This window comes from Acidovorax sp. YS12, assembly GCA_021496925.1.
Classification (GTDB): Bacteria; Pseudomonadota; Gammaproteobacteria; order Burkholderiales; family Burkholderiaceae_C; genus Paenacidovorax.
Window position 1 is genome coordinate 3,022,633 of sequence record CP053915.1, and the last position, 24,324, is coordinate 3,046,956.

At 71.0% G+C, this 24,324-nt stretch carries 16 protein-coding genes; 11 read left to right on the plus strand and 5 right to left on the minus strand.

The window, feature by feature from the left end:
- The first annotated feature begins 105 nt into the window (after positions 1-105).
- The 4 genes from YS110_13725 to YS110_13740 all read left to right on the plus strand — a co-directional run bounded on the left by YS110_13725 (position 106) and on the right by YS110_13740 (position 7,685).
- Positions 106-4,173 (plus strand): TIGR02099 family protein, encoded by a 4,068-nt coding sequence (locus YS110_13725; protein ID UJB65735.1) that lies wholly within the window; start codon positions 106-108, stop codon positions 4,171-4,173.
- A complete protein-coding gene (locus YS110_13730; protein ID UJB65736.1) occupies positions 4,170-4,985 on the plus strand; it encodes a carbon-nitrogen hydrolase family protein in 816 nt (271 codons plus the stop codon). Before YS110_13725 ends, YS110_13730 begins: the two co-directional genes overlap by 4 nt.
- A gap of 74 nt (positions 4,986-5,059) precedes the next feature.
- Complete coding sequence (locus YS110_13735) at positions 5,060-7,018, plus strand: PAS domain S-box protein (GenBank protein ID UJB67456.1); 1,959 nt, start codon at positions 5,060-5,062, stop codon at positions 7,016-7,018.
- A 7-nt stretch (positions 7,019-7,025) separates the two neighbouring features.
- The gene (locus YS110_13740; protein ID UJB65737.1) at positions 7,026-7,685 is read left to right on the plus strand and encodes a response regulator transcription factor; all 660 of its coding nucleotides are present in this window, start codon (positions 7,026-7,028) and stop codon (positions 7,683-7,685) included.
- Here YS110_13740 and YS110_13745 read toward each other — a convergent pair.
- Together YS110_13745 and YS110_13750 are read right to left on the minus strand one after the other, a co-directional pair.
- Entirely contained in the window at positions 7,658-8,311 is a 654-nt protein-coding gene (locus tag YS110_13745) for an OmpA family protein (protein ID UJB65738.1), read from the minus strand. The two genes, YS110_13740 and YS110_13745, sit on opposite strands and share 28 nt — an antisense overlap.
- A 111-nt stretch (positions 8,312-8,422) precedes the next feature.
- Entirely contained in the window at positions 8,423-8,566 is a 144-nt protein-coding gene (locus tag YS110_13750) for a hypothetical protein (protein ID UJB63258.1), read from the minus strand.
- Between YS110_13750 and YS110_13755 the strand changes: the two genes are divergently transcribed.
- Positions 8,499-9,710 (plus strand): MltA domain-containing protein, encoded by a 1,212-nt coding sequence (locus YS110_13755; GenBank protein UJB65739.1) that lies wholly within the window; start codon positions 8,499-8,501, stop codon positions 9,708-9,710. The genes YS110_13750 and YS110_13755 overlap by 68 nt on opposite strands.
- A gap of 63 nt (positions 9,711-9,773) precedes the next feature.
- Positions 9,774-11,681: a DUF2868 domain-containing protein gene (locus YS110_13760; GenBank protein ID UJB65740.1), complete on the plus strand. Its 1,908-nt coding sequence runs from the start codon at positions 9,774-9,776 to the stop codon at positions 11,679-11,681.
- Between the two features lie 55 nt (positions 11,682-11,736).
- Here the strand turns inward: YS110_13760 and YS110_13765 are convergent, their stop codons facing one another.
- The gene (locus YS110_13765) at positions 11,737-12,222 is read right to left on the minus strand and encodes an Lrp/AsnC family transcriptional regulator (GenBank protein ID UJB65741.1); all 486 of its coding nucleotides are present in this window, start codon (positions 12,220-12,222) and stop codon (positions 11,737-11,739) included.
- Positions 12,223-12,401: 179 nt separating this feature from the next.
- Here YS110_13765 and YS110_13770 point away from each other — a divergent pair, with 179 nt between their 5' ends.
- The 5 genes from YS110_13770 (at position 12,402) to YS110_13790 (ending at position 21,904) form a co-directional block, all read left to right on the plus strand.
- Positions 12,402-16,025, plus strand: coding sequence for an indolepyruvate ferredoxin oxidoreductase family protein (locus YS110_13770; GenBank protein UJB65742.1), 3,624 nt, complete (start codon positions 12,402-12,404; stop codon positions 16,023-16,025).
- A 205-nt stretch (positions 16,026-16,230) separates the two neighbouring features.
- Complete coding sequence (yajC, locus tag YS110_13775; protein UJB65743.1) at positions 16,231-16,566, plus strand: preprotein translocase subunit YajC; 336 nt, start codon at positions 16,231-16,233, stop codon at positions 16,564-16,566.
- Positions 16,567-16,647: 81 nt separating this feature from the next.
- Positions 16,648-18,549 (plus strand): protein translocase subunit SecD, encoded by a 1,902-nt coding sequence (gene secD / locus YS110_13780; GenBank protein UJB65744.1) that lies wholly within the window; start codon positions 16,648-16,650, stop codon positions 18,547-18,549.
- 14 nt (positions 18,550-18,563) lie between these two features.
- Positions 18,564-19,520, plus strand: coding sequence for a protein translocase subunit SecF (secF, locus tag YS110_13785; protein ID UJB65745.1), 957 nt, complete (start codon positions 18,564-18,566; stop codon positions 19,518-19,520).
- Positions 19,521-19,546: 26 nt separating this feature from the next.
- Positions 19,547-21,904, plus strand: a complete 2,358-nt coding sequence (locus tag YS110_13790) for a DUF1631 domain-containing protein (GenBank protein ID UJB65746.1) — start codon at positions 19,547-19,549, stop codon at positions 21,902-21,904.
- On the opposite strand, the gene dprA is transcribed toward YS110_13790, so the two are convergent.
- Positions 21,897-23,027 carry a DNA-protecting protein DprA gene (dprA, locus tag YS110_13795; protein ID UJB65747.1) on the minus strand — a complete coding sequence of 377 codons (1,131 nt, stop codon included), beginning with the start codon at positions 23,025-23,027 and terminating at the stop codon, positions 21,897-21,899. The genes YS110_13790 and dprA overlap by 8 nt on opposite strands.
- A gap of 18 nt (positions 23,028-23,045) precedes the next feature.
- Complete coding sequence (locus YS110_13800; protein ID UJB65748.1) at positions 23,046-24,260, minus strand: LysM peptidoglycan-binding domain-containing protein; 1,215 nt, start codon at positions 24,258-24,260, stop codon at positions 23,046-23,048.
- Positions 24,261-24,324 lie beyond the last annotated feature (64 nt).

The window sequence follows — 24,324 nt, forward strand, 5'->3', positions numbered from 1 at the left end:
TTCTTAAAGGCGAGGCAACGAAAGGAAACGACCTGTCAACAAGGGGGAACGCACGAAAACGGCGCGGGGCCGCGGGTGATAATTCCCGCCACATTCCCGCGCGCCATGACCGAATCGATCACCCACCCACCCCGTTTGCTGCGATGGGTCGCCGGCTTCGCGCGCTGGGCCCTGGGTTTGCTGCTGGGCATGTGGCTGCTGCTGGCCGTGGCGTGGGGGCTGCTGCACGGCCTGATTGTGCCGCGTGTGGGCGAATTCCGCCCGCAGCTCGAAGCCTACGCCGCGCGCGCCTTGGGGGTACCCGTGCGCATCGGCGCCCTGCACGCGCGCACCGAGGTGCTGGTGCCATCGTTCGAGCTGGAAGACGTGGCGCTGCTCGACGCCGATGGGCGCGCCGCGCTGCAGCTGCCGCGCGTGGTGGTGGCGCTGTCGCCGCGCTCGCTGCTGCGCATGGGGTTCGAGCAGCTGTACATCGAACGGCCCGCGCTCGATGTCCGGCGCGCCGCAGACGGCCGGCTGTTCATCGCCGGCCTGCCCTTCACCCCCGGGGGCGCCAGCGACGGCGGGGCGGCCGACTGGCTTTTCTCCCAGGGCGAAGTGGTGGTGCGCGGCGGCACGGTGCGCTGGAGCGACGCCCTGCACACGGCCCCACCGCTGGCCCTAGAGGCGGTGGACATCGTGCTGCGCAACCGCGGCTGGCGCCACAGCCTGCGCCTCGACGCCACGCCGCCGCCCGACTGGGGCGAGCGCTTCACCCTGATGGGGCAGCTGCGCGAGCCCTTGCTGTCCGCCCATGCCGGGGCCTGGGAACGCTGGAGCGGGCAGTTGTACGCCCTGTTTCCGCGCGTGGACGTGGCGCAACTGCGCCAGCATGCCGACCTGGGGGACATCACGCTGGCGCGCGGCCACGGCGCGGTGCGGGCCTGGATCGACGTGCAGCGCGGCCAGGCCACCGGCGGCACGGTGGACATGCGCCTGGCGGACGTGCACGCCACCCTGGGCGCGCAGCTGGCGCCCCTGGCCTTGCGCGGCGTCGCCGGGCGCGTCAGCGCCAGCCATTGGAACGAAGGGTTCGAGCTGGCCACGCAATCGCTGCAGTTCGCCACCGAAGACGGCCTGGTCTGGCCCGGCGGCAACCTGACACTGCGCCAGACGCAGGCCGACGGCAGCCACCCGGCGCAAGGCGAGCTGCGCGCCGACCGGCTCGACCTGGCGGCGCTGGCCCAGATCGCCAGCGCATTGCCTCTGGGCGACGAGGCCCACGGCGCGCTGCGCCGCTATGCGCCGCGGGGGCTGGTGCAGGACATCGACGCGCGCTGGCGGGGCCCATGGCCCCATCTGCAGCAGTACCAGATCAAGGGCCGCGCCACGGACCTGGCCCTGGCCGCGCCGCCGGCCGATGCCGCGCCCGGCTACCAGCCGCAGGACTTCGGCCTGCGCGGCGCCAGCGTGAGCTTCGATCTGAACCAGGGCGGCGGCAAGGCGCAACTGGCCATCGCCCAAGGGGCGCTGGCGCTGCCGGGCGTGTTCGAGGAAGCGGTGGTGCCGCTGCAGCGCCTGTCCGCCACGGTGCGCTGGAGCCTCCAGGGCGAGCAGATCGCGGTACAGGCCTCCGATCTGCGTTTCGCGAATGCCGACGCGCAAGGCCAGGCGCAGATCAACTGGCGCACCAGCGACCCGGCCCGCTCGCCCGGCAAATCGCGCTTTCCCGGAATCCTGGACCTGCAAGGCCAGTTGCAGCGCGCCGACGGCACGCGCGTGCACCGCTACCTGCCCCTGTCCATCGACGCCGAGGTGCGCCACTACGTGCGCGACGCGGTGCAGGCGGGCACGTCCAGCCAGGTGCGCTTCAAGGTGCGCGGCGACCTGCACGACCTGCCTTTCGAGCGGCCGGAGCAGGGGGAATTCCACATCGCGGCGAAGATCCAGAACGCCACCTACGCCTACGTGCCGCCACGCCTGCAGGGCGCGGGCGAGCCGCCCTGGCCCGCGTTGACGCAGCTCTCGGGCGAGCTGGTGTTCGACCGCTACAGCATGGCGGTACGCAAGGCCAGCGCCAGTTTCCAGGGCACGCCGCAACTGCGCATGGGGCAGATCGAGGCGCAGATTCCCAACCTGATGCACACCGAGGTCGCCGTCCAGGCACAGGGGCGCGGCCCGCTGGCGGACATGCTGTCGGTGGTGGCGCACTCCCCCATCGCGGCCCTCACCACGCATGCCCTCGACCAGGCCAAGGGCAGCGGCCAGGCCGAGGTGCAGCTGAAGCTGGCGTTGCCGGTCAGCCAGATCCACGCTTCGCGCGTGCAGGGCAACGTGGCCTTCTCGGGCAGCAACGAGGTGCAGATCACGCCCGACGCGCCGGTGCTGTCGCGCGTGCGCGGCGCCGTGCAGTTCAGCGACACCGGCTTCGCCCTGGCCGGGGTGCGCGCGCAGGCGCTGGGCGGGGAGGTGCGCCTGGAAGGGGGCATGCGCGGCGCCGACGCCCCCGTGCAGGTGCGGGCCCAGGGCCTCGCCACGGCCGAAGGGCTGCGCCAGGCGCACGAACTGGGCCTGCTGGCCCGCCTGGCACAGCATGCCAACGGCAGCACGCCCTACCAGTTCGCGCTGGCCGTGCGCCGCGGCGTTCCCGAGCTGCAGGTGACGACGGCGCTGCAGGGCATGGCGCTGGCGCTGCCCGCGCCGCTGAACAAGGCGGCCGAGGCCAGCCAGCCCCTGCGCTTCGACAGGCAGCTCACGCGCGAAGCCGCGGCCCCCGGCGGCAAGGCGCCGCTGCAGGACCTGCTGACGCTGGACCTGGGCGCCCTGGGCAAGGCGCAGTACCTGCGCGACCTCGGCGGCGCGCAGCCGCAGGTGCTGGGCGGCAGCATCGGCGTGGGCACGGGCGACGCGCCCGGCCTGCCTGCGGCCGGGGTGGCGGCCAACGCCCGGCTGGGCCACCTCGACGTGGACGCCTGGCAGAACCTGGCCGAGGAGCTGGCGGGCAACACCCGGGGCTTGCAGGGCACGCAAGCGCCCGCCATGCAGGACTACCTGCCGACCCGCCTGGCCTTGCGGGCGGACCAGGTGACCCTGGACGGACGCACGCTGCACGACCTGGTCGTGGGGGCAACACAGGACGGCGGCGCCTGGCAGGCCAGCCTGGACGCGCGCGAGCTCTCCGGCCACGTGCAATACCACCCGGGCTCGGCGCGCGACCCGGCGGGCCGCCTTCATGCGCGCCTGGCACGCCTGGCGCTGCCGCAGAGCTCAGCCACGGCCGTGGACACGCTGCTCGACGAGCAGCCCGGCACGCTGCCGGCACTGGACATCGTGGTGCAGGACTTCGAGCTGGGCGGACGCCGCCTGGGCCAGTTGGAGATCGAGGCGCAGAACCGCGGCGGCGGCGACCACGCGCCGCGCGAATGGCGCCTGGCCAAGTTCAACCTGCGCACGCCCGAGGCCCAATTCACCGGCAGCGGCAACTGGGCCCTGCTGGCGGGCGAGGGCGCGCGCCATGCGCCCGAACGCCGCACGGTGATGAACATGCGCCTGGACATCAACGACGCGGGCGAGCTGCTGGGACGCCTGGGCATGCCGGGCGTGGTGCGCAAGGGCAAGGGCCGTCTGGAAGGGCAGGTGGCCTGGGTCGGCTCGCCCATCAACCCCGACTACCGCTCCATGACCGGGCAGCTGCATGTCGATATGGAAAGCGGCCAGTTCCTCAAGGCCGATCCAGGGCTGGCCAAGCTGCTGGGCGTGCTCAGCCTGCAATCGCTGCCGCGGCGCCTCACGCTGGACTTCCGCGACGTGTTCAGCGAGGGTTTCGCCTTCGACTTCGTGCGCGGCGACGTGCGCATCGAGCGCGGCGTGGCCCTCACCAACAACCTGCAGATGAAAGGCGTGAATGCCGCCGTGCTCATGGAGGGCCAGGCCGACATCCAGCACGAGACGCAGAATCTGCACGTGGTCGTGGTGCCCGAGATCAACGCCATGACGGCCTCGCTCGTGGCCACGGCCATCAATCCGGTGATCGGCCTGGGCAGCTTCCTGGCGCAGGTGTTCCTGCGCGGCCCCCTGATTTCCGCCGCCACGCAGGAATTCCGCATCGAAGGCAGCTGGGACGACCCGCGCGTGGTGCGCCTGCAGCGGCGCAAGGATGCGCCGGGCAGCCCCGGCAAAGGAGAGAACGAATGAAAATCGCCGCAGTGCAAATGGTCTCGGGCGCCAGCCTCGCAGCCAACCTGGCGCAGACGCGCGGCCTGCTCGCGCAGGCGCGCGATGCCGGCGCGGAACTGGCCGTGCTGCCCGAGTACTTCGCCGCCATGGGCCACGGCGACCAGGACAAGCTGGCCCAGGCCGAGCCGCTGGGCAGCGGGCCGGTGCAGGACTTCCTGGCCGATGCGGCGCGCACGCTGGGGCTGTGGATCGTGGGCGGCACGCTGCCGCTGCGCACCGGCGACGCCACACGGGTCACCAACAGCAGCCTGGCGTTCGCCCCCACGGGCGAGCGGGTGGCGCGCTACGACAAGATCCACCTGTTCCAGTTCGAGAACGGGCGCGAGCGCTACGAAGAGGCCCGCGTCGTCGCCGCGGGGCGCCAGCCCGTCACGCTGGACATCGGCGCGCGCGACGGCAGCCTCTGGCGCGTGGGTCTTTCCGTGTGCTACGACCTGCGCTTTCCCGAGCTGTACCGCGCGCTGTCGCAGGCCGGGGCCGACCTGCTGCTCGTGCCCAGCGCCTTCACCTACACCACGGGGCAGGCGCACTGGGAGCTGCTGCTGCGCGCGCGCGCCATCGAGAACCTGGCATACGTGCTGGCCCCGGCGCAAGGCGGCCAGCATGAGAACGGCCGCCGCACCTGGGGCCACAGCATGTGCATCGACCCCTGGGGCCAGGTGCAGGCGCAGCAGGCGCAGGGCCCGGGCGTGGTGCTGGGCACGCTGGAGCGCCCGCGCATGCAGGCCTGGCGCCAGCAGTTGCCCGCGCGGGAGCACCGCATCCTGTGAGCGCGCGGCGCACAGCCCTGCCGTCATGGCACCGCTGGTCGCTGTGGGCCGCGCTGGTGCTGCTGCTGGCCTGCATGCTGGCCACGCTGGTATGGCTGGCCGGGCGCCACGAGGCCGGGCAGATCCAGGAGCGCCTGGCAAGGGACGCGGCCACCGCCATCGCTGACATCCGTTTCGCCCTGGCGCGAAACCAGCAAAGCCTGGCGGTGCTGGGCACCGGCGCGGCGCCGAACGCAGCCTGGCAGGAGCAGGCCGCAGCGCTGCTGCAGGCCCAGCGCGAGCTGGTGCGCATCGAGTGGCGCGGCGCGGATCTGCACTCGCTGGCCCAGGCCCAGTCGCCCTACCACCCCATCGACTGGAGCGCCGCCACCCGCGAAGACCCGCACGGCAGCGCCGCCATGGCCTGCGCCAACGCCCGCCGCCTGGCCACGCCGGCATACGCGGGCAGCTATTTCCAGCCCTACAGCGACGGCCTGGGGGCCGAGCTGCTGGAGCTGTGCCTGCCCCTGGCGGCGGCGAACGGCCGCATGGAAGGCTTCATCGTCGCCACCTATGCCCTTCAGGACCTCCTTTCGGCCACCACCAGCCACAACCTCGCGGGCAACCAGGAGGTCTCCTTCACCGACCCCGACGGCACCCGCCTGGCGCTGATCGGCGCGACGCAGCGCAGCGCGCGCCTGTTCACCACGCAGCAACTGCTGAACCTCAACGGCACGGCGCTGGTGCTGCGCATGGACGGCTGGCACAGCGAACCCCACCTGTTTCCCTCCCTGGTCACGGCCCTGGTGGCCGCGATGGCCGTGGCCCTGGCCGGCGTGGTGGCCATGCTGGTGCGCGACAACCGGCGGCGCCTGCATGCGGAACGCGAGCTGGGCGAGGCGCTGGCGTTTCGCCAGGCCATGGAGGAATCGCTGGTCGCGGGGCTGCGCGCACGCGATCTGGGCGGCCGGGTGACTTACGTGAACCAGGCCTTTTGCGCCATGGTCGGCTTTTCCGCCCAGGAGTTGCTGGGGCGCGGCATGCCCGCGCCCTACTGGCCCCCCGAGCTGGCCGCGATGTACCAGCAGAGCCTGCACAGGCGCTCGCCGCAAACGGCGCACGAGGGCCTGGAGGCGCAATACCAGCGCAAGGACGGCACGCGCCTGGACGTGCTCATTTTCGAGACCCCGCTGCTCGACGCGCAAGGCCAGCACCAGGGCTGGATGAGCGCGGTGCTGGACGTGAGCGAGCAGCGGCGCGTCGAGGCGCAGTCGCGCGCCGCGCAGGAGCGGCTGGAGGCGACGGCCCACCTCGCCACGGTGGGGGAAATGGCCTCGCTCCTGAGCCATGAGATCAACCAGCCCCTGGCCGCGATATCGAGCTACGCCACCGGCGCGCTCAACCTGCTGGCCCCTGGCGGCGCCAGCGACGGCGGCGACGCTGGTACGCGCAGTGCACCGCTGCAGGACCTGCGCAGCGCCGTGCAGCACATCGCGGACCAGGCCGCACGCGCGGGCCGCGTGGTGCAGGGCGTGCACAACCTGGTGCGCCGGCGCGGCCAGGCGCGCGAGCCCGTGGCCGCCGAGGCGCTGCTGGGCGCCGTGCTGCCGCTGATCCACCTGCAGGCGCGCGCCAACGGCGTGCGCCTGGTCAGCAGCGTGGAGCCGGGGCTGCCCCCGGCGCTGTGCGAGCGCACCATGGTCGAGCAGGTGCTGCTCAACCTGGCGCGCAACGCCATCCAGGCCATGGAAGATACGCCCCCCGACACGCGGGTGCTGGAGCTGCAGGTGCGCGCCGCGCTGCCCGGCGCGCAGAGCGCATGGCTGGAATTCGTGGTCGTCGATGGCGGCAAGGGCATCGCCCCCGAGGTGGCGGCCCAGCTGTTCACGCCGTTCTTCACCACGCGCGCGCAAGGCACCGGCCTGGGCCTGAACCTGTGCCGCACGGTGGTCGAGCAGCATGGCGGCGTGATACGGTTCGCGGCGAACGCGCCGCGCGGCATGGTCTTTCTCTTCACGCTGCCCGCCGGGCAGTCCCGCAACCTACCCGAATGAGCCCGCCATGGAGCCCCTGAACACCGCCTGCGTCTTCATCGTGGACGATGACGCCGCCGTCCGCGAGGCGCTGGCCTGGCTGCTGCGCTCGCGCCGCCTGCACAGCGAGTCCTTCGACAGCGCCGAAGCCTTCGCGGCGGCGCTGCAGGCGCGCGCGCCGCTGCGCCACAGCGCCTGCCTGCTGCTGGACATCCGCATGGGCGCCCTGAGCGGGCTGGCGCTGTTCGAGCAGTTGCTCGCCCAGGGCGCGCTGGCCACGCTGCCGGTCATCTTCCTGACCGGCCATGCCGACGTGCGCACGGCCGTGGACGCGGTGCAGCGCGGCGCCTTCGGTTTCTACGAGAAACCCTTTTCCGACAACGCCCTGGTGGACCGCATCGAGCAGGCCCTGCGCGCCTCCGGTGCCCAGCTCGCGGCCCAGCGCGCGCAGGCCGCGCTGGCCGCGCGCCTGACCGAGCTGACCGAGCGCGAGCGCGACGTGATGCAGCTGGTGGCGCAGGGGCTGCCCAACAAGCTCATCGCCGACCAGTTGGGCATCAGCGTGCGCACGGTGGAAGTGCACCGTGCGCGCGTTTTCGACAAGATGCAGGTCAAGTCGGCCGTGGAACTGGCCAACGTCCTGCGCCAAGATGGCGGCGATCAGCCGCGCGGACGCTCGCCCACGTAGATCTCGACGCGGCGGTTGCGCGCGCGGCCGTCCAGGGTGTCGTTGCTGGCGACCGGCTGGTGCGAACCACGGCCTTCGACCTGGATGCGCGCGCCGCTGACGCCGCGCAGGGTGAGGAAGTTGCGCGCGCTCTCGGCGCGCGCCAGCGACAGCGGGTTGTTGATGGCGTCGCTGCCCGTGCTGTCGGTGTGGCCGACGATGCGCACCTCGGCGTTGGGGTTGTTGCGCAGGCCGTCGGCGAAGCGCTCGAGGATGGGGGCGAAGTTGGCCTTGATGTCGGAGCGGCCGGTGTCGAACGAGATGTCGCTCGGAATATCGAGCTTGAGCTGGTTGTCGGCCGTCTGCACCACGCCCACGCCAGTGCCCTGTGTGGCCTGCTCCATGTCGCGCCGCTGCTGCTCCATGTGCTGCGACCAGATGTAGGTGCCCAGGGCGCCCACGCCCGCGCCGAGCACCGCGCCCGTGCCCACGCTGCCCCCCGTGGCCGCGCCCACCACGGCACCCGCCACGGCGCCCACGCCCGCGCCGGTGGCCGTGCGGCGCTGGGTATCGGACATGTTGGCACAGCCGCTGAGCAGCACGACGGCCGCGGCGACACCCAGAAGGGAACGATGAGAAGTACGCATGAGGCTTCCTTTGCAAAAGTGAAGAGGAACGCCCCATTATCGGCAGCGCCCGCGCACTCTGCACGCAGGGCGCAGCATTGTTTGCAATGGCGCAGGGGCGTGGCCGCCGCTTCACGGTCCGTCCGGTCCGTCCTTCGGCCCGTCCTCCGGCGCGCGCGGCGGCTCGCCCCGGCGCCGTCCCGCGAACATGGTCCACCACACGATGCCCAGCAGCAGCGCCAGCGCCAGCAAGGCTTCAAGCACAATCCAGCCCATGATTTCCCGACCCCTGCGCGTTGTCCTGACGACGCTGATTGTAGGAACGCTGGCGGCCTGCTCCACCCCGCCGCCGCCCGCGCCCCAGCAGCCCCCGGCCGGCATGCCCGCGCCCGTGGCGCCCGTGCCCGGCGACACCGGGCCGCTGCCGCCGCCGCTGGCCCAGGGCAAGAGCCGCTGGGTGCCGGTGCACTGGTCGGAACTGCCCGGCTTCGACAGCGACGCGCTGCACGAGGCCTGGAATGCCTGGATCAAGGGCTGCGAGCGCCCCGCGCCCGCGTTCGCACCGCTGTGCGCCGAGGTGCGGCGCCTGTCCATCGCCAGCGCCGAGGAGCAGCGCGCCTGGATGGTGGCGCGGCTGCAGCCCTACCGCATCGAGTCCTTCGACGGCCGCGCCGACGGGCTACTCACCGGCTACTACGAGCCGCTGATGGACGCCGCGCGCCTGCCCGGCAACGGCTTCAACGTGCCGCTGTACCGGCTGCCGGCCAGCTTCGAGCGCAAGCCCTGGTACACGCGCCAGCAGATCGAGACGCAGCCCGAGGCCCAGGCCGCGCTCGCCGGGCGCGCCATCGCCTGGCTGCGCGACCCGGTGGACGCGCTGGTGCTGCACATCCAGGGCTCGGGCCGGCTGCGCGTGACCGAGCCCGACGGCAGCCAGCGCCTGGTGCGCCTGGCTTTCGCCGGCACCAACGACCACCCCTACCAGAGCGTGGGCCGCTGGCTGCTCGACCAGGGCGCCACGCGCGATGCCACCTGGCCCGGCATCAAGGCCTGGCTCGCCGCCAACCCGCAGCGCGTGAACGAGCTGCTGTGGAGCAACCCGCGCTACGTGTTCTTCCGCGAGGAACCGCTCGACGGCCTGGACGCCGCCTTCGGCCCCAAGGGAGCGCAGGGCGTGGCGCTGACCCCCGGGCGCTCCATCGCCGTGGACCGGCAGAGCATTCCCTACGGCACGCCGGTGTGGCTGGCCTCCAGCGGCCCGCAGGTGCAGCTGGCGCGCCTGGTGATGGCGCAGGACACGGGCAGCGCCATCGTGGGCGCGGTGCGGGCGGACTTCTTCACCGGCTGGGGCCCCGAGGCCGGCGACGTGGCCGGGCGGCTCAAGCAGGGGCTGCGCCTGTGGGCGCTGTGGCCTAAATAATGGCCAAATCGGCCTCCAGCGCTTATGCAGCAAGCGCCAAAAGCTACTGAATCAGGAGCATTCATGCGCGTGACCGGGCCCCAGCTGCGCACCGTGCTGCTCGCCCAGGCCATCGAGCACACGGACAGCGGGCGCACCCTGGTCAGCCAGCCCGCGCTGGAGGAGGCCACGCGCAGCGCCGTGGCCGCCGCCCGTGCGCGCGGCGTGCAGCGCGTGGGCGTGGGCGATGTGGTGCTGCAGCGCGCCGCCGCCATCGCCGAACACGCCAGCGCCCGCGACGCCACCGTGGCCGCGCTGCGCCAGCCCGGCGCGCGCTGGCGCTGGCTGGCGCGCGGCCTGCCGCTGGCGGCGCTGCTGCTGGGGCTGGCCATCGACCGCATCGCCAACGCGCACCGGGTGGATCTGCTCTCGCCGCCGCTGCTCCTCGTGCTGGCGTGGAACATGGCCGTGTACCTGCTGGTCGCGTGGCAGGCATGGCGCCCGCCCCGGCCCCAGCCCTGTGCGTGGCTGCAGGGGCTTGGCCACATCGGCCGCCCCGGCGGCCCGCGCGGGCTGGCGGCGCGCATCGCGGCGGACTTCCACGCCCGCTGGCTCGCGCACGCGGCCGGCGCGCTGCGGCAGCGCACCGCCTGCGTGCTGCACCTGTGCGCCGCCGCCTGGGGCGCGGGCATCGCGCTGTCGCTGCTGTTGCGCGGGCTGGTGGTGCGCTACCAGTTCGGGTGGGAGAGCACGTTTCTCGACGCCACGCAGGTGCACGCCATCGCCGCCGTGCTGTTCTGGCCGCTCACCGCGCTGTTCGGCTTGGCGCCGTTCACGCTGCCGGAGATCGCGGCCGCGCAGAACTTCGCGGGCGAGGGCACGGCGGGCAGCCGCTGGGTGTGGATGTACGTGGGCTTGCTGCTGCTCGCCGTGGTGCTGCCGCGCCTGGCCCTGGCGGCCTGGGCGCACTGGCGCGGGGCACACTGGCAGGGCCGCATCGACCTGGAGAGCGCCGCCTTCGACGCCCTGCGCGCCAGCCTGCCGGGCGATTGGGTGATCGGCCTGCAGGGCCCGCAGGCCCAGGTCCTGCAGGACGTGCAGAGCGCGCACGGCGACCGCCTGCGGTTCACCTGCGCCAGCGAGCCGGTGGACGCCGTGCTGGCCTGGGGCGGCGGCGCGCCCCCGCCCGCATGGCAGGCCGCGCCCCGGCTTGCGCTGCGCTGGGAGGATTTTGGCGCCAGCTGGGTGCTGGAGCCCGCCCTGTTCGACCGGCTGGACGCCGCCCTGCCCGCGCACCGCCCCGCCCTGGCGCGCCTGCGCGCGGCCTGGGTGGAGCGCAATGCGCGGCGCTTCGACCAGTCCGTGCAGGCGCTTGCGCAGCACCTGCGCGCCTGCGCCAGCCTGCCCCCCGGCGACGCGGCCGCCCCGTATGCGCAGCAGGTGCAGGCGCTCGACGCCGCGCTGCGCGCCCTGCACGGCCTGGCGCCCGCAGCGCCGGTGGCGGGGCACGCGCCACTGCCCGCGCCCCGCCACGCCGACGGCACGGCCCTGGCCCTGGGCACGTCGGCGGGCGCCGCCGCCGGCGCGGCCGCGGGGGCCAAGGCGGGCGCGCTGATCGACCTGGGCACGGGCGGCCTGACGCTGGGCGCGGGCACGGCCCTGGGCGCGCTGCTGGGCGGCACCACGGCATGGGCCGTGCGCGCGTTCCAGAAGAAGGACGAGGGGCGGCAGGCGCTGCTGCGCCACGCGGCCGAGGCGGCCTGCGCGCACTACCTGGCCATCGCCCACCAGGCCCGCGTGCCCGCGCACGAGGCCCCCGGGCTGGCCCGCCGCTGGCAGGCCGAGGTCACCGGCACAGTGGCCGCGCACGAGGCCGGTCTGGCGGCGGCGCTGCAGGCGCCCGCCGCCGATACGGCCCTGCCGGCGCTGCTGCGCGCCATGCTGCTGGGGATCCTGCAGCGCAGCTTTGCCGGCGCCGCGGAATTTGAGTGAAATCGGCCCCCAGCGCTTATGCAGCAAGCGCTGGAAGCTATTCAATCCATAGCAATCAGGATTTGGCAGACGCCAGGTGCTTGAGCGGCAGCGCGCCGCCGGCCTTGACCTCGCCCAGGGAAAAGCTGGTGTGCATGTCCTGCACATGGGGCAGGTTGAGCAGCACGTTGCGGGCGAACTGCGAAAAGCTGTCCAGGTCGCGCGCCACCACCTGCAGCTCGAACGTGCCGGTGCCGCTGATGTAGTGGCACGACACCACTTCGGGGATCTGGCGGATGGCCTCCTCCATCTCGCGCGCCAGGCTGGCGTGGTTGCGCGTGGCGTCCAGGCGCACGAAGGCCAGCACGCCCAGGCCGATCCGGTGGCGGTCGATCTCGGCGTGGTAGCCCTTGATGAAGCCGGCCTCCTCCAGCGCGCGCACGCGCCGCCAGCACGGTGCGGCCGACAGGCCCACGCGCTGGGCCAGTTCGGCGTTGGTGAGGCGCGCATCGGCCTGCAGCTCGTGCAGGATGGCGACGTCGAATTTGTCGAGTGTGTTCAATTAAGGACCATTTAAGGAAAGATTCTTTCCGAAGATAGCCCAAAGTACGCAAAGAAAGCAAAGACATATCTGCACGGCGGGCCTACACTCCACGGCGTGCGCCACGCTACCCGCGGGGCGCGCCCTGCAGGGCCGCCGCCACAAGAAGCGGCCTTTTCGACCACGATGGAGACAAAACCATGAATGCCCCGCTGCCCGAGCACGTCCGCCGCGCGCTCGAAACCGTCACGCTCGACGACAAGTACACACTTTCCGAAGGCCGTGCCTTCATGAGCGGCGTGCAGGCCCTGGTGCGCCTGCCCATGCTGCAGCGCGAGCGCGATGCCGCCGCGGGGCTGAACACCGGCGGCTTCATCAGTGGCTACCGCGGCTCTCCCCTGGGCACCTACGACCAGGCTCTGTGGAGCGCGCGCAAGCACCTGGCCGAGCACCACATCGTCTTCCAGCCCGGCGTGAACGAGGAGCTGGGCGCCACCGCCGTGTGGGGCACGCAGCAGCTCGACCTGTACCCCGACCAGAAGAAGTACGACGGCGTGTTCGGCATCTGGTACGGCAAAGGGCCGGGCGTGGACCGCTGCTCGGACGTGTTCAAGCACGCCAACATGGCCGGCACGGCCCAGCATGGCGGGGTGATCGCGGTGGCGGGCGACGACCACATCAGCAAGAGCAGCACGGCGGCGCACCAGAGCGACCACATCTTCAAGGCCTGCGGCCTGCCGGTGTTCTTCCCGTCGAGCGTGCAGGACATCCTGGACATGGGGCTGCACGCCTTCGCCATGAGCCGCTTCTCGGGCCTGTGGTCGGGGCTCAAGACGATCCAGGAGGTGGTCGAGTCCTCCAGCAGCGTCGCCATCGACCCGCACCGCGTGAAGATCCTGCTGCCCGAGGACTTCCAGATGCCGCCGGGCGGCCTGCACATCCGCTGGCCCGACGTGCCGCTGGAGCAGGAAGCGCGCCTGATGGACTACAAGTGGTACGCGGCGCTGGCCTACGTGCGTGCCAACCGGCTCAACTACAACGTCATCCAGGGCCAGAACGACCGCTTCGGCATCATCGCCAGCGGCAAGGCCTACAACGACATGCGCCAGGCGCTGGTGGACCTGGGCCTGGATGACGACACCTGCCGCCAGCTCGGCATCCGCGTGCACAAGGTGAACGTAGTGTGGCCGCTGGAGGCCACCATCACGCGCGACTTCGCGCAAGGGCTGCAGGAAATCCTGGTGGTGGAGGAAAAGCGCCAGGTCATCGAGTACCAGCTCAAGGAGGAGCTGTACAACTGGCGCGCCGACGTGCGCCCCAACGTGCTGGGCAAGTTCGACGAGCAGGAGGGCGACAACTCGGGCGGCGAATGGAGCATGCCCAACCCGAGCCAGAACTGGCTGCTGCGCCCCAAGGCCGACCTGACGCCGGCCATCATCGCCCAGGCCATCGCCAAGCGGCTGAAGAAGCTGGGCGTGCCGCAGGACATCGTGGCGCGCATGGACCAGCGCCTGGCCGTGATCGCCGCGCGCGAGCAGGCCCTGCAGGCCACCCCGGCCGCCGCCACGGGCGACCGCCAGCCGTGGTTCTGCAGCGGCTGCCCGCACAACACCAGCACGCGCGTGCCCGAGGGCTCGCGCGCCGTGGCCGGCATTGGCTGCCACTACATGACCACGTGGATGCCCGACCGCAGCACCAGCACCTTCACGCAGATGGGCGGCGAGGGCGTGACCTGGGTGGGGCAGGCGCCGTTTTCCAAGACCGCGCACGTGTTCGCCAACCTGGGCGACGGCACCTACTTCCACAGCGGGCTGCTGGCGATCCGCCAGAGCATCGCCTCGGGCGCCAACATCACCTACAAGATCCTCTACAACGACGCCGTGGCCATGACCGGCGGCCAGACCGTGGGCGAGCGCCCCGAGGGCCACTCGGTGGCGCAGATCGCGCACAGCCTGCGCGCCGAGGGCGTGGTCAAGCTGGTGGTGGTGACCGACGAGCCAGCCAAGTACCAGGGCCGCACCCACCCGGCCAACAGCGCGCGCGCGGGCCACCCGGAGCTGCTGAACGACCTGCCGCCGGGCATCGAGGTGTTCCACCGCAGCGAGCTGGACCGCATCCAGCGCGCATTCCGCGAGATCAAGGGCTGCAGCGCCATCATCTACGACCAGACCTGCGCCACCGAGAAGCGCCGCCGCCGCAAGCGCGGCAGCCTGGCCACGCCCGACAAGACCGTGGTCATCAACGAGCTGGTGTGCGAGGGCTGCGGCGATTGTTCGGTGCAGTCCAACTGCCTGTCGGTGGAGCCGGTGGAGACCGAGTTCGGCCGCAAGCGCCGCATCAACCAGAACAGCTGCAACAAGGACTTCTCCTGCGTCAACGGCTTCTGCCCGAGCTTCGTCACCGTCGAAGGCGGCACGCTGAAGAAGCCCGCCAGGCAGAAGAAGGGCGACCTGTCGGCGCTGCCCGGCATCCCCGAGCCGACGCTGCCGCTGGCCGAGCAAGCCTGGGGCATCGTCGTGGCCGGCGTGGGCGGCACGGGCGTCATCACCATCGGCTCGCTGCTGGGCATGGCCGCGCACCTGGAAGGCAAGGGCGTCATCACGCAAGACGCCGCCGGCCTGGCCCAGAAGGGCGGCGCCACCTGGAGCCACATCCAGATCGCCAACCGCCCCGAGGCCATCCACACCACCAAGGTGGACACGGCCAAGGCCGACCTGGTGATCGGCTGCGACGTCATCGTCGCCGCGCACAAGACCACCCAGGCCGCCATGCGCGCGGGCCGCACCTTCGTGGCGCTGAACACGCATGGCACGCCCACGGCGGCCTTCGTGACCAACCCGGACTGGCAGTTCCCCGGCGGCCACTGCGAAAACGCCATCGCCTCGGCCGTGGGCGCCGGGCTGGTGGGCGCGTTCGACGCCGAGCAGGCCGCCGTGCACCTGCTGGGCGACAGCATCTACACCAACCCGCTGCTGCTGGGCTACGCGTGGCAGAAGGGCCGCATCCCGCTGGGCCGCGCCGCGCTGATGCGCGCCATGGAGCTCAACGGCGTGCAGGTGGAGAACAACCAGGCCGCGTTCGAGTGGGGCCGCCGCTGCGCGCACGACCTCGCGGCCGTGCAGGCGCTTTTTTCGTCAGCCCAGCAGGCCGCGCAGGTCATCCAGTTCGTCAAGAAGCCGGGGCTGGCCGAAATGGTGGCCAAGCGCGTGGAATTCCTCACGGGCTACCAGGACGGCGCCTACGCCGCGCAGTACAAGGCCTTCGTGGACCAGGTGCAGGCCGCCGAGGCCCGCCTGGACAGCGGCACCCGCCTGAGCGAGGCCGTGGCGCGCTACCTGTTCAAGCTCATGGCCTACAAGGATGAATACGAAGTGGCGCGCCTGCACACCGACCCCGCCTTCACGCAGAAGCTGGCCGGCATGTTCGAGGGCGACTACCGCGTGGTGCACCACATGGCGCCGCCCCTGACCGCCAAGCGCAACGACAAGGGCGAGCTGGTCAAGCAGCCCTACGGCCCCTGGATGCGCACCGCCTTCACCTGGCTGGCGCGCATGAAGGGCCTGCGCGGCGGCGCGCTGGACATCTTCGGCAAGACCGAGGAGCGGCGCACCGAGCGCGCGCTGATCGCCGAGTACCGCGCCTGCATCGAGGAGCTGCTGGCCGGCCTGAACGCCGGCAACCTGGCGCTGGCGGTACAGATCGCCCGCATTCCCGAAGACATCCGCGGCTTTGGCCACGTGAAGGAGCGCCACCTGAAGGCCGCGCGCGCCCAATGGGAGCGCCTGATGCAGCAATGGCGCCAGGGCGCGCGCGCTTCGGCCTGACCATTTGCTATCGAATAAAGAGCTGCCAGCGCTTGCCAGACAGGCGCTGGCAGCTCTTTTTGCTTGAAACGGGAAATCCCCCGAAGTTGCGCCAGGGCGCCGGGGCCGGGGAACTGGTGCCGCATACAATGCTCTGTTACCCTGCCCCGCCCATGGCCTGGGGCAAGCCCTTTTTGTCTTACACATCCGTTGTGGAGTTATTCCCGTGTTTATTTCCTCTGCCTTTGCACAGACCGCGCCCGCAGCCGCTTCCGGCGGCGGCGACATGATGTCCCAGCTCACGGGCATGCTGCCGCTGGTGCTGATGTTCGTGGTGCTGTACTTCGTCATGATCCGTCCGCAGATGAAGCGCCAGAAGGAACACCGCAGCATGATCGACGCCCTCTCCAAGGGCGACGAAGTGGCCACGGCCGGCGGCATCCTGGGCACGGTGACGCGCCTGTCCGAGGGCGTGCTGTACATCCAGATCGCCCAGGGCGTGGAAGTGCAGATCCAGCGCAGCGCCGTGGCGCAGGTGCTGCCCAAGGGCACGATCAAGTAAATCGCCGTTTTGTTGACCCCGGGGGCGGCGCTCAGGCGGCCGCTTCCTCCACACTGTCTCCAGTGAGCTAAGAGCGCCATCATGAACCGTTACCCGGTCTGGAAGTACGCGATCCTGGTCATCGCGCTGCTGGTGGGTGCGCTGTACACCCTGCCCAATTTCTTCGGCGAGGCACCTGCCGTGCAGGTCTCGTCGGCCAAGGCCACCATCAAGGTCGATACCGCCGTCCAGGCCCGCGTGGAAGAGGCGCTCAAGGCGGCGGGCGTGACGCCCGACAGCGTGGGCTTCGACGGCAACTCGGTGCGCGCGCGCTTCGACACGCCCGACACCCAGCTCAAGGCCAAGGACGTGCTGCAGAAGGCCCTGGTGCCCGACGCCAGCGACCCGCCCTACATCATCGCGCTGGGCCTGGTCTCGCGCTCGCCCGCCTGGCTCAAGGCCCTGCACGCGCAGCCCATGTTCCTGGGCCTGGATCTGCGCGGCGGCGTGCACTTCATGCTGCAGGTGGACATGCAGGCGGCGCTGACCAAGAAGGCCGAATCCTTCGCCGGTGACCTGCGCACCAGCCTGCGCGAAAAGAACATCCGCCACGGCGGCATCGGCCGCGACGGCCAGGCCGTGGAGATCAAGGTGCGCGACGAGGCCACGCTGACGGCCGCGCGCAACCTGGTGGCCGACCAGTTCCCCGACCTGGTGGCCACCACGGGCCCGGACGGCGACGGCTTCAAGCTGCGCGCCACCATCAAGCCCGAGGCCCTGCGCAAGGTGCAGGAGCAGGCGCTGAAGCAGAACATGGTCACGCTGCACAACCGGATCAACGAGCTGGGCGTGGCCGAGCCGGTGATCCAGCAGCAGGGGCTGGACCGCATCGTGGTGCAGTTGCCCGGCGTGCAGGATACGGCCAAGGCCAAGGACATCCTGGGCCGCACGGCCACGCTGGAAGTGCGCATGGTGGACGAATCCACCGAGGCGCGCGCCGCCGAGCTGGGCAGCGGCCCGGTGCCGTTCGGCGACGAAAAATACCTCGACCGCAACGGCATGGCCGTGATCGTGAAGAAGCAGGTGGTGCTGACGGGCGAGAACCTCACCGATGCCCAGCCCGGGTTCGACGGCCAGACGCAGGAGCCCACCGTGAACCTGGTGCTCGACGCCAAGGGTTCGCGCATCTTCAAGGACATCACGCGCGAGAACGTCGGCAAGCGCATGGCCATCGTGCTGTTCGAGAAGGGCAAGGGCGAAGTCGTCACGGCGCCCGTGATCCGTTCCGAGATCGGCGGCGGCCGCGTGCAGATCTCCGGCCGCATGACGACCGTGGAAGCCAACGACACCTCGCTGCTGCTGCGCGCCGGCTCGCTCGCCGCGCCGATGGAGATCATCGAGGAATACACCATCGGCCCGAGCCTGGGCGCCGACAACATCGCGCGCGGCATCAACTCCGTGGTCTGGGGCTTGGTGGCGATCGCCGCCTTCATGTGCGTGTACTACATGCTGTTCGGCGTGTTCTCCACCATCGCGCTGTCGGTCAACGTGCTGATGCTGATCGCCATCCTGTCGATGCTGCAGGCCACGCTGACGCTGCCCGGCATCGCCGCCATGGCGCTGGCGCTGGGCGTGGCCATCGACTCGAACGTGCTCATCAACGAGCGCATCCGCGAGGAGCTGCGCGCCGGCGTGACGCCGCAGGCGGCGATTGCCGCGGGCTACGAGCGCGCCTGGGCCACCATCCTGGACTCGAACGTGACCACGCTGATCGCCGGCCTGGCGCTGCTGGCCTTCGGCTCCGGTCCGGTGCGCGGCTTCGCCGTGGTGCACTGCATCGGCATCCTCACCAGCATGTTCTCGGCCGTGTTCTTCTCGCGCGGGCTGGTCAACCTCTGGTACGGCCGCCGCAAGAAGCTCAAGAGCGTGGCGATCGGCCAGGTGTGGAAGCCCGACGACGCCTCCGAGATGCGCTCCGTGGCCGCGCGCGGCAGCAATAACTGAAGAAGGGGAAGACCATGGAATTCTTCCGCATCAAAAAAGACATCCCGTTCATGAAGTACGCGTTGGTGCTCAACGCGGTGTCCTTCATCACCTTCGCGCTGGCGGTGTTCTTCCTCGTCACGCGCGGGCTGCACCTGTCGGTGGAGTTCACGGGCGGCACCGTGATGGAAGTGGCCTACACGCAGACCGCCGACGTCGCCAAGGTGCGCGAGACGGTGGCCGGGCTGGGCTACTCCGACGTGGTGGTGCAGAACTTCGGCACCTCGCGCGACGTGATGATCCGCCTGCCGGTGCAGAAGGGCGTGACCTCGGCCCAGCAGAGCGAGCAGGTGCTGGCCGCCCTCAAGGGGCAGGACGACAGCGTGCAGCTGCGCCGCACCGAATTCGTCGGCCCGCAGGTGGGCGAGGAACTGGTGCACGGCGGCCTGATGGCGCTGGGCATGGTGGTGCTGGGCATCGTGATCTACCTGGCGCTGCGCTTCGAGTGGAAGTTCGGCGTCGCGGCCATCATCGCCAACCTGCACGACGTAGTCATCATCCTGGGCTTCTTCGCGTTCTTCCAGTGGGAGTTCTCGCTCTCGGTGCTGGCGGGCGTGCTGGCGGTGCTGGGCTATTCGGTGAACGAGTCGGTGGTGATCTTCGACCGTATCCGCGAGGCATTCCGCAAGTTCCGCAAGCTCAGCACGGCCGAGGTGATCGACCACGCCATCACCTCCACCATGAGCCGCACCATCATCACCCACGCCTCGACCGAGGCAATGGTGCTCTCGATGTTCTTCTTCGGCGGCCCGAGCCTGCACTACTTCGCGCTGGCGCTGACCATCGGCATCCTGTTCGGCATCTACTCCTCGGTGTTCGTGGCCGCGGCCATCGCCATGTGGCTGGGCGTCAAGCGCGAAGACCTGGTGAAGACCGGCAAGAAGGAAGAGGGCGGCGACCCCAACGATCCGAACGCAGGTGCCGTCGTCTGATGCACTAGCCGCCAGGATCACCGGCCATGCCGCTCCCCCCGAACGCCCCCTCGCACCCGCTGGCCACGTTGGCGCGCCAGCGTTTTGTCCAGGGGCTGTGCGGCGGGATTCCCCAGCTCGACAAAAGCCTGCAGGAATTCCTCAACGCGCTCATCGCCCAGACCGGCACGACGCGCGAGATGCAGGACCGGCGCGATACCTGGCAGCGCTACCGCGACCAGCGCCAGGCCTGGGCCCGCGCTGTGGTCGGTGCCTGGCAGAAGGCGCTGAATACGCCCGCCGCCCCCGTGGCGCAAGCGCCGGCTGGCGGCCTGGAACTGGCCCTGGCCTTGGTGGACGACGACGTGGTGGAGAACAAGATCGTTGCCTCTCGCCTGGCCCTCACCGTGATGGATGCCGTGGGCAGCGTTTTCGATCCGGTGCGCCAGCGCACCCAGCAGCTCGAAGGCCAGGAGCTCTCCAGCCAGGACATCCTGCGCCCGGAGTCCTGCTGCCAGCTGCTGGTCGAGCAATGGGTGGAAGCCAAGCTGCCGCGCGCCGACCTGCAGACCATGATCGACCCGCTGCAGCGGGCCTTGGCCGAGCTGCTGCAATCCCAGTACCAGGCGCTCAACACGCTGTACGACGAGCGGGGCGTGGTGGTGCAGACCGACCTGCGCGCCCGGGTGCGCCGGGCGGCCTCGCCCCCCGGCGCCGGCCCATCCACGGGCGGCAGCATGGCGGGCGGCCTGGAAACGGGCCAGGGCGGCATGGGCGGCGCCACCGGCATGACGGCCCAGGCGCTCGCGCACGCGGGTGCCGCACCGCACCTGCGCCACCTGGCGCACGCGCCCCCGGGCTACGCCCCGCAGGGCCCGGGTATGCCCATGGCGGGCATGGGCGCAGCGCCGCTGGTACGCGCACGCCAGCGCGCCCAGAGCGTGATGACCCAACTGCGCCGCCTGCTGGTCCAGCCCGCCACTGGCTACGACATGGCGCAGGCCCCGCCCGCCACGCAGGCGCTGACCCAGGCGCTGGCCGCCCAGCGCGTGCAGGCCAGCACCTTCTACAGCAGCCTGGGCGCGATGGCCCCGGATGCCGGCCCGGTGGCCGTGGTCCAGCTCGTGGGCCAGGTGCGCGAGCAATCGACCGAGCTCAAGAAGAAGGCTGCCACGGCGAGCGAGAAAGCCATCATCGAGGTGGTGGCGCTGATGTTCCAGAGCATCCTGACGGAAGACCGGATTCCTTCCGCCGTGCGCGTCTGGTTCGCGCGCCTGCAGGTGCCGGTGCTGCGCGTGGCGCTGGCCGAGCCCGAGTTCTTCAGCAACCTCGACCACCCGGCCCGGCGCCTCATCGACCGCATGGGCGCCTGCGTGATGGGGTTCGATGCCTCTTCCATCAACGGCAATGCGCTCGAAGCCGAGGTGCGGCGCATCGTGCAGGTGATCGAGCAGTACCCGGAAACCGGGCGGCGCGTGTTCCAGCTCGTCTATGACGAATTCGAGAAATTCCTGGCCAAGTTCCTGACCGAGGGACAGGCCACGGCGAAACTGGTCAGCGTGGCGCAGCAGGTGGAGCAGCGCGAGACGCTGGCGATCCAGTACACCATCGAGCTGCGCACCCTGCTGAAGGACATGCCGGTGCGCGACGAGATCCGCGAGTTCCTCTTCAAGACCTGGGCCGAGGTGCTGGCCCTGTCCGCCGTACGCGACGGCGCGCAGCACGCCGACACGCTGGCCTACAAGCACACCGCCGCCGACCTGGTGTGGGCGGCCAGCGCCAAGCCCCACCGCAGCGACCGCGCCCAGGTGATCCAGAGCCTGCCGGGCCTGCTGCAGCGCCTGCGCCAGGGGCTGGCGCTGCTCGGCGTCGAAGGCGACGCGCAGGACGCCCAGGTCAAGGCGCTGACCGACACGCTGGCCGAGGCCTTCCTGGCCAAGACCGCGGCCATTCCGCAAGCGCACATCGACGCCATGGCCAAGCGCCTGGCCAACCTGGAGGACTTCATTGGCGACGCCACGCTGGGCGACATGCCGCTGTCGAGCGACAACATCGAGATGATGCTGGGCATCGACGCGTCGGCCATCCAGGTGATCGCCGATACCGGCGCCCCGGTCCAGGAGGACATGGTGGCCTGGGCCCAGGAGCTGCCCCTGGGCACCTGGTACCAGCTGGACCACAACGGGGCTTCCGCCCAGGTGCAATACGCCTGGCGCAGCGAGCGCAGGCAGCTGCACCTGTTCGCCGCCATCGATGGTTCCTGCTACCTGATCCAGCTGCGCCGCCTGGGCGCCTATCTGCAGGCCGGCCTGCTGGTGCCGCAGGACGAGGAAGGCCTGACGGTGCGCGCCACGCGCGACGCGCTGGCCAAGATCGACGCCAACCCCGAGCGGCTGCTCAACTGAGCGCCATGCGCTGAAAGCTGCCCCCGGGCAGGCGCGCCACCCGGCCCGCGAGTTCGTGCTCCAGCAATGCCACCTGCAAGGCGGCAGCGTCCATGCCGGTACGGGCGATCAGCGCGTCCAGGCCGGTCGGATCCCAGCCCATGGCGGACAGCAGCGCGTCGCCGTCCTCCTGCGTCCTCTCGGCGGGCTGTGTCTGAACGGCCGGCACCGGCAGCCGCAGCTCCTCCAGCACATCCTGGGTCGTCTCGACCAGCTTGGCTCCCTGGCGTATCAGCGCGTGGCAGCCGCGCGCCTGCGGCGACTGGATCGACCCGGGAATGGCGAACACCTCGCGCCCCTGCTCGGCCGCCAGGCGGGCGGTGATGAGGGAGCCCGACTGCAGCGCCGCCTCGACGACCAGCGTGCCCTGCGACAGCCCGGCGATGATGCGGTTGCGCTTGGGAAAGTTCTGCGCCAGCGGCGGCGTGCCCAGGGGGTACTCGCTGACCAGCAGGCCCTGGCGCGCGATGCGGTGCGCCAAGGCGCGGTGGCGGCTGGGATAGACCCGGTCCAGCCCGGTGCCCACGACCGCGATGGTCGCCAGGCAGCCTTCGGGGGCGTCTTCCAGTGCGCCTTCGTGCGCCGCGGCATCCACCCCCAGGGCCATGCCGGACACGATGCACAGCCCCGCCGCGCGCAAGGCCTTGGCAAACTGGCGCGCATGCAGGGCCCCCTGGGCCGTGGGGTTGCGGCTGCCGACCACCGCCAGGCACGGGGCGGGGAAAAACGATGGTCCGCCCAGCACGTGCTCCGGCCCCATCACGTACAGCAGCGGCGGCGGGTCTTCGGTGGCCAGCAGCGGCGCGGGGTACGCTGCATCCGCCAGGGTGAGCACCCTGCGCCCCACGCCATCGGCTGCGCCGTGCAGCCATTGCCAGGTGGCCTCGGCCAGGGCCGCCAGCCCTTCGGGCTCCATGGACAGCGCCCGCGCCTGGGCCGCAGTCACATGGCCGTGCCACAGCGCGGGCAGCTGGAACACCTGCCCGGGCAGCCCGCACAGCGCGAGCAAGCGGCGCACCGTGTGGTTGCCCACTCCCGGGGTGAGCGTCAGGCGCAGCCAGGCGGCCAGTTCGCTGCGCTCCATGGCCAGCGCCCGGAAAGATCAGTTCGGGTTGATGAGCCGGTCGCCGACGCGCACGCCGCTCCCGAGCTGCAGCAGCAGCACGTACGAGACACGGTCGAAGGTGCGGAACACCATCGCCAGGCCATTGCGCTCGCTGGGCAGCTTGATCGTGGCACGGTCGGGGTCGGTCTGATCGAGGATGCGATCCCCCTGGGTCACGATCTGCAACACGTGGCCCGGCTCGATGCCATCGGCCGTTCCCTTGTTGATGGTCACCACCTGGTTCTGGGCGGCATAGCGCACCTGGGTGCTGCCGTAGATCGACACCACGCGCGCATCCACCTCCGTTTGCGGCGCATGCGGCACATAGCTGGCGAAGGTGCGCTCCGGCGCGGGCAGCAGCCGGTCACCGGCGCGCACGTCCTCCTTGGTGCTGGACAGCATCACGGTGGCCGGCACGTATTCCGCGACGGTATGTCCCCGGCCATCGGAGGATTCTTCCAGCCCCTCGCCCTTGATCAGCTCGGCCTTGCCCAGGTACTGCCCCTCGTAGCCCAGGATGGCGCCGGTCAGCGGGTCCTTGAGCGCCACCGCATCGCGGTAGACCTGGAAGCGGCGCGGCTCCCCAGGCTCGCGCAGCAGCGGCTTGCCGGACTCGCCCCGCACATAGGCCCGGTCGCCGCTGGCCATGAGCACGCGCTCGTCCGTGGTGGCCACGATGCGCGGCGCGCGGGCGAAGGTGTCGTCGTCCACCACGATGGGCTCGACCAGGAAAGGCTCGATCAGATGCGGCTTGAGCGTGGGCAAGGCCAGATCCGCCAGGCTCTCGGTGCGCGTGCGTGGCGACAGCCGCACCGTCTCGGGCTCGGTCGAGCCCGGCTGCGTGGTGGACAGCCGCGCGTAGCCGCCCTGCCTGTCCAGGTACAGCGTTTGCCCTGGGTAGATGCGGTGCGGATTCGCCACGGCCTGCAGGTTCATGCCCCACAGCTCGGGCCAGCGCCAGGGGCGCTGCAGGTACATGCCGGCAATGCCCCACAAGGTGTCTCCGCGCTTGACCACGTAGGTTTGCGGCGCGTTGGCGGCCAGCTCGGCCACGGGAATGCCGCTTTGCGCCGTCTGCTGGGCCGTGGCGCGCTGGGCGGCGGTCACGGGAGGCTGCTGCGCCGTGGCCGCCCCGGTGGCGGCCAATGCTGCCAACAGGCACAGCGCACGTGCGTGTGCGCCAGCCGCCTTGTGCTTGCTTGGTTGATGCATGGAAAAACGCCCTCTCACTGGCACCGCCCGGAATGCTCGGCAGGGCGAACATGGCGGTTGAATA